The 6,781-nt window shown below is 37.6% G+C and carries 7 protein-coding genes; 3 read left to right on the forward strand and 4 right to left on the reverse strand.

The window, feature by feature from the left end; all coding sequences use genetic code 11:
* Positions 1–65 precede the first annotated feature (65 nt).
* The 4 genes from IQ247_RS30795 to IQ247_RS30810 form a co-directional block, all read right to left on the reverse strand.
* Positions 66–770 carry a class I SAM-dependent methyltransferase gene (locus IQ247_RS30795; RefSeq protein ID WP_228060201.1) on the reverse strand — a complete coding sequence of 235 codons (705 nt, stop codon included), beginning with the start codon at positions 768–770 and terminating at the stop codon, positions 66–68.
* A gap of 150 nt (positions 771–920) precedes the next feature.
* Positions 921–2,492, reverse strand: a complete 1,572-nt coding sequence (locus tag IQ247_RS30800) for a metallophosphoesterase family protein (protein WP_193925853.1) — start codon at positions 2,490–2,492, stop codon at positions 921–923.
* 179 nt (positions 2,493–2,671) lie between these two features.
* A complete protein-coding gene (locus IQ247_RS30805) occupies positions 2,672–4,501 on the reverse strand; it encodes an ABC transporter ATP-binding protein (RefSeq protein ID WP_193925855.1) in 1,830 nt (609 codons plus the stop codon).
* A gap of 88 nt (positions 4,502–4,589) precedes the next feature.
* Positions 4,590–5,021, reverse strand: a complete 432-nt coding sequence (locus IQ247_RS30810) for a YidH family protein (RefSeq protein ID WP_193925857.1) — start codon at positions 5,019–5,021, stop codon at positions 4,590–4,592.
* Between the two features lie 133 nt (positions 5,022–5,154).
* Here IQ247_RS30810 and IQ247_RS30815 point away from each other — a divergent pair, with 133 nt between their 5' ends.
* From IQ247_RS30815 to IQ247_RS30825, 3 genes are read left to right on the forward strand one after another with little or no spacing between them, the layout of a single operon-like run.
* A complete protein-coding gene (locus IQ247_RS30815) occupies positions 5,155–5,499 on the forward strand; it encodes a hypothetical protein (RefSeq protein WP_228060202.1) in 345 nt (114 codons plus the stop codon).
* On the forward strand, positions 5,481–5,870 hold the full coding sequence (locus tag IQ247_RS30820) for an aspartyl protease (RefSeq protein ID WP_228060203.1): 390 nt from the start codon (positions 5,481–5,483) through the stop codon (positions 5,868–5,870). Before IQ247_RS30815 ends, IQ247_RS30820 begins: the two co-directional genes overlap by 19 nt.
* A gap of 6 nt (positions 5,871–5,876) precedes the next feature.
* The gene (locus IQ247_RS30825; RefSeq protein WP_193925859.1) at positions 5,877–6,719 is read left to right on the forward strand and encodes an alpha/beta fold hydrolase; all 843 of its coding nucleotides are present in this window, start codon (positions 5,877–5,879) and stop codon (positions 6,717–6,719) included.
* The last annotated feature ends 62 nt before the right edge of the window (positions 6,720–6,781 follow it).

Below are 6,781 nucleotides of genomic sequence, written 5' to 3' on the forward strand. Positions count from 1 at the left end.
ATAAATAACAACCATCAACTAACCACCATCAACTATCAACCAACCACCATCAACTAACCACCATCTTATTTTCCAAATATCATTAAATGCTGCTGAGGAAGCAATTCTTTAGTTTCGATCCAAGTTAATCCTACGGCTTTCATTTCTTTTTTGACTTGCTTTTGAGTCATTTTATGTAAGCGTTTGATAGCAAGAAAAGGATTTTCACCTCGATATTCTACTAGTACCGCTTTACCTCCTGGTTTAAGGGATTTTACAACCCCTTGCATAACTTCCTGTGGATATTCAAACTCATGATAAGCATCTACCATTAATGCTAAATCCACACTTTTAGCTGGTAAATTAGGATTAGTAGGTGTCGCTAAAATCGGCTCGACATTAGTAATATTTGTTTCTTTTTTATAAAAGTTGATCACATCCAACATTTCCGGCTGAATATCTACAGCAAACACCTTTCCATCGGACACTCTAGGAGCTATACGAAAACTCATGTAGCCAGTACCAGCACCGATATCTGCTACAACATCAGTATCTTTTAAGTCAAGAGCGCTGAGAATTTTACTTGGTTTTTCTTGGGTTTCTCGGGTAGGTCTTTCCAACCACATCGCACCTTGATGTCCCATTACCTGAGAAATTTCTCTACCCATATAAACTTTACCAATACCATCTGAACTTGCAACGGATTTATATTGATAAATATTATTAGATGTATTATTAGATGTATTCGCAAATGCTGCATTAATCGGATAAAAAAGTAACCCGAACAACATAATAAAAAAAATTGTAGCAAAGCGGAAATAATTTAAAAAATCTAATCTGTGATTGCGATTCATGTTATTTTAAATAGGAATTGAGAATTGGGAATTGGGAATTTGTTAACTCCTAACCTTTAACCTTTAACCTCTAACCTTTAACCTTTTTTAACCTATTACAAACGGTTCAATATCAGGGTAATTCCATTGATGTCCAAAACGTTCGGCGACAAATGGCTTGACAACAAACTTTACAGGATTACCTGCTTTAACGTCAATTCTGATTCCGGAATAAGCAAAGCGTTCTAATGATTCGTAACCTTTATGACCGATAAATAGTAAAGAATCAGCAACTTTACGGATAGGACTGCCGGAAATATAATCAAAAGTTTCCATTAATTCCGGTCCAGTGTTCCGCTGACGACGGGGATAATGACCGCTGCCACCGCTGATGATACAATTGATGTGAGAATCTGCTTGTCCCGTATTTGTGGTATAAAGATGCTCTAAACAGTGGGCGTGTCCGTTTAAAATTAAATCAACAATAGGGCGATCGCCATTCAAGTTACCGATGGATTGAGCAACTTGATCGAATACCCACCGCAGACGACGACGAACAGCAAGGGTTTGTGCTTGATACCACTTACTTGCTTCAGTAACATAGGGTGGATGGTGAAAATAAACGATACGAGCGCGAACTTCGGAACTGTTCCAGGATTCAATTAACCTTTGTTTAAACCATTCAAGTTGTTCAAAATCAACGTTGGGATCATGAGATGCGAGTTGTTTTTCAATATCAACTTTGACTTCGTTAATTTGACTTAAAATTGCTTCGAGTGCATCGCTTTTTTGAGCATCTTCGGGATTATCCAGGTTAAGTTTATCGTATTCTTCTAAAATCTGCTGTTCTTCAACATCTATCTCATCGCGGCGCTGAATTAAAGCTTTTCTGCGAATATCTCCTTGTGGCGTTTCTGGTATCGGAGAAGGTTCATTAATAGTATTTGAGTCAAGAGCAAAAAAGTCAATACCGCCGTAACGAAACGTATAATAACGATTTGGTAAACGGGTGAAATGTCCGGGTTGATAGCGCAAACAGCGTCCGTTGTTGGTTTTAGCGGTGTAATGTTTGTCTAAGTGAAGCTCTAATTTTTGCTGTTGATTGAACCGCGCTAAATAATCAAGAAATGCCTTTGCATAAGCATCTCCTTGTTCAGAACCATGCCAACCAATTTCAATATCCTTATAGCGTAATAAACGACGTAACTGTAGCGTCGGTCCCGTAATTACGCGATACATCAAGGGTACATCATAATAATCGTGATTCCCCAAAGTTGTGAGAATCGGAGTATCAAATACCATATTGTCATAAGTAATATTTTGGGGATTTTCACCACCCCGCAAAAACTCGCGATAAGGTTCAATAAAATTTGACGGGTAATACTCGCGGGAACCCACAGTATAAATTACATCACCAGTGTGCAAAACAAACCGACATTGATCGCGGTGCTGAAGCATCAATTTGGCAATTTCTCGCTGGGGATGATGTCCATCTTGACAAGTTGTACCGCTGTCACCGATAACCATAAAAGAGAATTCCAAACTATCCTCCTTACCGTCATCGATCACCATACTCGTTTGATCGATTCCTCGTTGCACAATAGTTTTGTGCTGCCATTGTACCCGTTGCTTCATTTTCTCGATTTTCACGGGAATCGTCGGTTCCAATATCAAATCCATCGCTTATTACTCCGGGTAAAGCACGCAAAAGTATTGTAACCAATTGTTACGTTGTAGGGAAGGCTAATCAATTTTGGAGTTAGGAGTTAGGAGTTAGGAGTTGGGAGTTGGGAGTTGGGAGTTGGGAGTTGGGAGTTGGGAGTTAGGAGTGAAGAGTTAGGAGTTAGTAATGCCCATCCTCACTTATAACCTTGCGCTTGTAAAGAGAACAATGTCGCATATCTTCCCTTTGCTTGTAATAACTCTTCGTGGGTTCCGGTTTCCAAGATTTCACCTTGTTCAATGACGACGATTTTGTCAGCCATTCGCACTGTAGAAAAACGGTGGGATATCAAGAATACCATTTTATCTTTTGTCAAGCTGCGAAAACGGTCAAAAATTTCGTATTCTGCTTGAGAATCAATTGCGGAAGTAGGTTCATCTAAAACGAGTATATCGGCGCTATTTCGCATAAAAGCGCGAGAAAGAGCGATTTTCTGCCATTGTCCGCCGGAAAGTTCTTGTCCTGACTTAAACCAACGTCCTAATTGAGTTGTAAAATTATCGGGTAATTGTTCGATAAAGGGTAATGACATTCCCTTTTTCGCTGCAATTTTCCATGCTGTTTGATCAGATAATTTTTCCACGTCACCGACACCAATATTTTCACCGACGGTAAATTGATAGCGAACGAAATTCTGAAAAATTACCCCAATTCGTCGCCGTAATGTATCTAAATTCCATTCTTCTAAATTCAATCCATCTAATAGAATCCTTCCCGATTCTGGAGTGTAAAGCCGAGTCAGTAATTTAATTAAAGTAGTCTTTCCCGAACCGTTTTCACCAACAATTGCGAGTTTTTCTCCTGGTTGTAAATGCAGCGAAATATTTTTTAAAGCCGGTTTTGTACTTCCAGGATAAGTAAAAGAAACATTTTCAAAGCGAATTCCATCTTGTGGATTTATACCTTTAATTGCTTTGCCGTAATTTGTCGGTACTTCTTCTTCTAAAAATTCGTAAAGATTGGAAAGATACAGATTATCTTCATACATTCCACCGATAGAAGTTAAAGCACCTGAAAAAGTAGTTTGTCCCTGACGAAATACTGTAAGATACATTGTCATATCTCCCAAGGAAATTCTTCCCGCAATTGTTTCTACCACAATCCATCCATAAGCAACGTAGAAAGTTGCAGTACTCAACAAACCTAATAAGTAACTCCAAAATCCCCGCTTGATTGTTAAATCGCGGTCTTCTCCGTATAATCGATCAAATAAGCTACGGTAACGACTCAACAACATATCACCAAGCTGATAAAGTTTCACTTCTTTGGCAAAATCTTCTCTAGCAGCCAGCGTCTCTAAATAATGCTGTTGACGGGTTTCTGGCGCTCTCCAGCGAAATAAACGAAAAGCCTGTCCAGCAAAGCGAGTTTCGGCAATAAACGCAGGCACAGCAGCTAAAATTAATACTACTACAGCCCATAAAGAAAAGCCAAATAGCAAAGCGCCGTAAGTAAACAGCGATAAAGCACTTTGCACCAAACCAAAAGTACGATTAACTAAAGAAAGCGGACGACTAGAAGCTTCACGTCGTGCATTGGTCATTTTGTCGTAAAATTCTGAATCCTCAAACTGCGGTAATTCCAAACTGAGTGCTTTTTCCAGAATCAGTTCGTTAACTCTTTGTCCAAGTAATACCCGTAACAGCGACTGAGTAATACTAAGTCCACGCTGACTAAGAGCGAGTACTGCTACAGCAACAGCTTCCAATCCCACGTACATTAAAGCAAGAGAATAATTTGGATTATCTTGTAAAGAAGATAAATTTCGGGTTTGAACAACAGCATCGACAATTAATTTACCAATATAGGCAACAGCAGCGGGTAAAAGTCCGGCAACTAAAGTTAAAATTGCCAGAATAATTGTTAGAGTGCGGTTAGTAGTCCAAACTAAGTTTACAGCTCGTCCGCTGTAGCGAAATACAGCTAAAGATTGCTGTATTGTTTTAGATATTTTGCGATTCCTCATTAGTTTGAATATAGCGCAAATTTGACGATTTAAGATGAATTAACGCAGAGTGACGCTGAGTATATCGCAAAGGGAGGTAAGAGAGTGTTTATTTTCTCGATTGTGGTTGAGGGGGGTTTCTAATTGGTGAAGTGGAATTTCTACGTACTAAAATTAAGGGAATACTTAATAGACCTAGTAGCATTAAAACACTACTTAGAAACCATATTAATAAACGATTGGGTTGGTAATTTGCTTCCTCAATTTCTTTAAATACTCGATTGTAGTGTAAAGTTGCTAAAGCAAGAATTAAAATACCAACAATTATTAAAGTTAATCCTAAATTTTGGTAGTTAAAAACAGTAGATTTTTCTACTATTTCTTGAGCCGTTGCAGTTTGTAATTGGCGTAAAAATAAACCAAATCTAGCTATTGCTAAACCAAATCCGATTAAAGAAATTGATGTCCGCAACCAGGCGAGAAAAGTGCGTTCGTTGGCTAGATGTTCTCGGAGACGGCTCTCTCTATTTTGGTTTGCCATTATTAAGTATAAATTATTTGCTTTTATTATTTATCAAGGAATATGAATAAAATTCGCTTCAGTTAAATTATTCTCTGATCTAAAATTATAATATTATTATATTTGATATACTTGAAAAATAACAGTTTTAACTATGACTGATAAACTTCGTATCAAAGTACCTCACGGTAAAAGAATTTTTGAAGTACTCGAAGAACACGGGAAGTATCAGCAACCTCAGCTTAGTCAAGAAGAAAAAGCGAAACTTAAAGCTGAGAAAGAAGCATTTACTCAGCGCTGTAGAGACATATTTGAGCGAGTTAGTCCGGATTTGATTAAAAATCATTACAACTGGGCTATTATGATTGAACCAGAAAGCGGAGATTATGCTATAGACCCCGATGCCGAAACTGCTTTTCAAAAAATTCGCCAAAAGCATCCTAATGCCAGAATTATGGAAAAACGTCTCAATGAAACTGGATGTGTTGGCAGAATATGATTCAAGGTAGTTTTGGTAGTAAAGGTGAATTATATTTTGAGATTGGTTTGATCGGTGCTGATACTTCAATGATTGTAGTAAATGCTTTGTTAGATACTGGTTTTACTGACTATTTAGCAATGAATGTCCAAGACGTAGAAAGCTTGGAATGGTCATTTATTCGAGAAAAAGATATGCGAACAGCCAGAGGTGAAACTAGATTTTTTCTTTATCAAGGTACTGTAATATTTGACAATCAAGAATTTATGATTCCAGCATTAGGTGGTGAAGAAATCAACGAAATATTAATCGGTTTATCTTGGTTAGAAACCCGACGTTTAGTAATAGATAGAAAAGCAAATTTATTAACAATAAATAATGAAAAATTCTGATTGATTATGTTTATTCGTAAAACTTTATCTTTAGCCGATATTCAACTTGCTTACTTGGAATGGAACCAAGGAAAAGAACCTCTATTATTACTCCACGGTTTAGCTGATAATGCCTTAGTTTGGTCTGGTTTAGGTGATTATTTAGCAGCAGATTATCATATAATTGCTCCAGATATGCGTGGTCATGGTGACAGCAGTAAACCGGAAAATGACTATACTTTTGATAGTGTTATTGCTGATTTAGAAGCTTTAATGGATAATATGGGATGGGTCAACGCTCATGTTGTAGCTCATTCCTGGAGTGGTAAATTAGCTTGTATTTGGGCAAGTAAGAATCCCCAGCGTTTGAAAAGTATGGTACTAGTAGACCCGATTTTTATCTGGAAAATGCCCGATTTTTTCAAGCTAAGTTTTCCAATTTTATACCGTGTTTTACCTTTTCTGAAAGGAATGGGACCTTTTGATAGTTATGAAGCAGCGGAAAAACAAGCACGTCAGTTAAATCAATATCAAGATTGGACAACTTTACAAAAACAAGTTTTCCAAGCCAGTATTGAACGAAAGGCTGATAATACTTGGGGTAGTAAGTTTACTATAGCTGCACGAGACGGTATTTTTGATCAAGTTATGCGGGTACCCGGATTAACGGAACCAGTGAATATTCCAACTCTATTTGTACAACCACAAAAAGGCGTAAATCGTCAAAATTGGCAATTAAAGCCTTACAAAACTTATTTAAAAAACTTACAAATATCCCAATTACCCGGAAATCATTGGTGTTTTATGACTCAACCGGAATCTTTTAATCAGACGATAGAAAGTTTTATCAGGTTAAAGGTTAAAGGTTAGAGGTTAAAGGTTAAAGGTTAGAGGTTAAAGGTTATAACTCCGGTGCATCACCCCATCTCCCC

It is taken from the genome of Plectonema cf. radiosum LEGE 06105 (assembly GCF_015207665.1).
GTDB lineage: Bacteria > Cyanobacteriota > Cyanobacteriia > Cyanobacteriales > Nostocaceae > Rivularia > Rivularia radiosa_A.

Coding starts and splice junctions, on each gene's coding strand:
- IQ247_RS30795 (WP_228060201.1), bottom strand. CDS start 770: ATGTTGTTCGGGTTACTTTTTTATCCGATTAATGCAGCATTTGCGAAT.
- IQ247_RS30800 (WP_193925853.1), bottom strand. CDS start 2,492: ATGGATTTGATATTGGAACCGACGATTCCCGTGAAAATCGAGAAAATG.
- IQ247_RS30805 (WP_193925855.1), bottom strand. CDS start 4,501: ATGAGGAATCGCAAAATATCTAAAACAATACAGCAATCTTTAGCTGTA.
- IQ247_RS30810 (WP_193925857.1), bottom strand. CDS start 5,021: ATGGCAAACCAAAATAGAGAGAGCCGTCTCCGAGAACATCTAGCCAAC.
- IQ247_RS30815 (WP_228060202.1), top strand. CDS start 5,155: ATGACTGATAAACTTCGTATCAAAGTACCTCACGGTAAAAGAATTTTT.
- IQ247_RS30820 (WP_228060203.1), top strand. CDS start 5,481: ATGTGTTGGCAGAATATGATTCAAGGTAGTTTTGGTAGTAAAGGTGAA.
- IQ247_RS30825 (WP_193925859.1), top strand. CDS start 5,877: ATGTTTATTCGTAAAACTTTATCTTTAGCCGATATTCAACTTGCTTAC.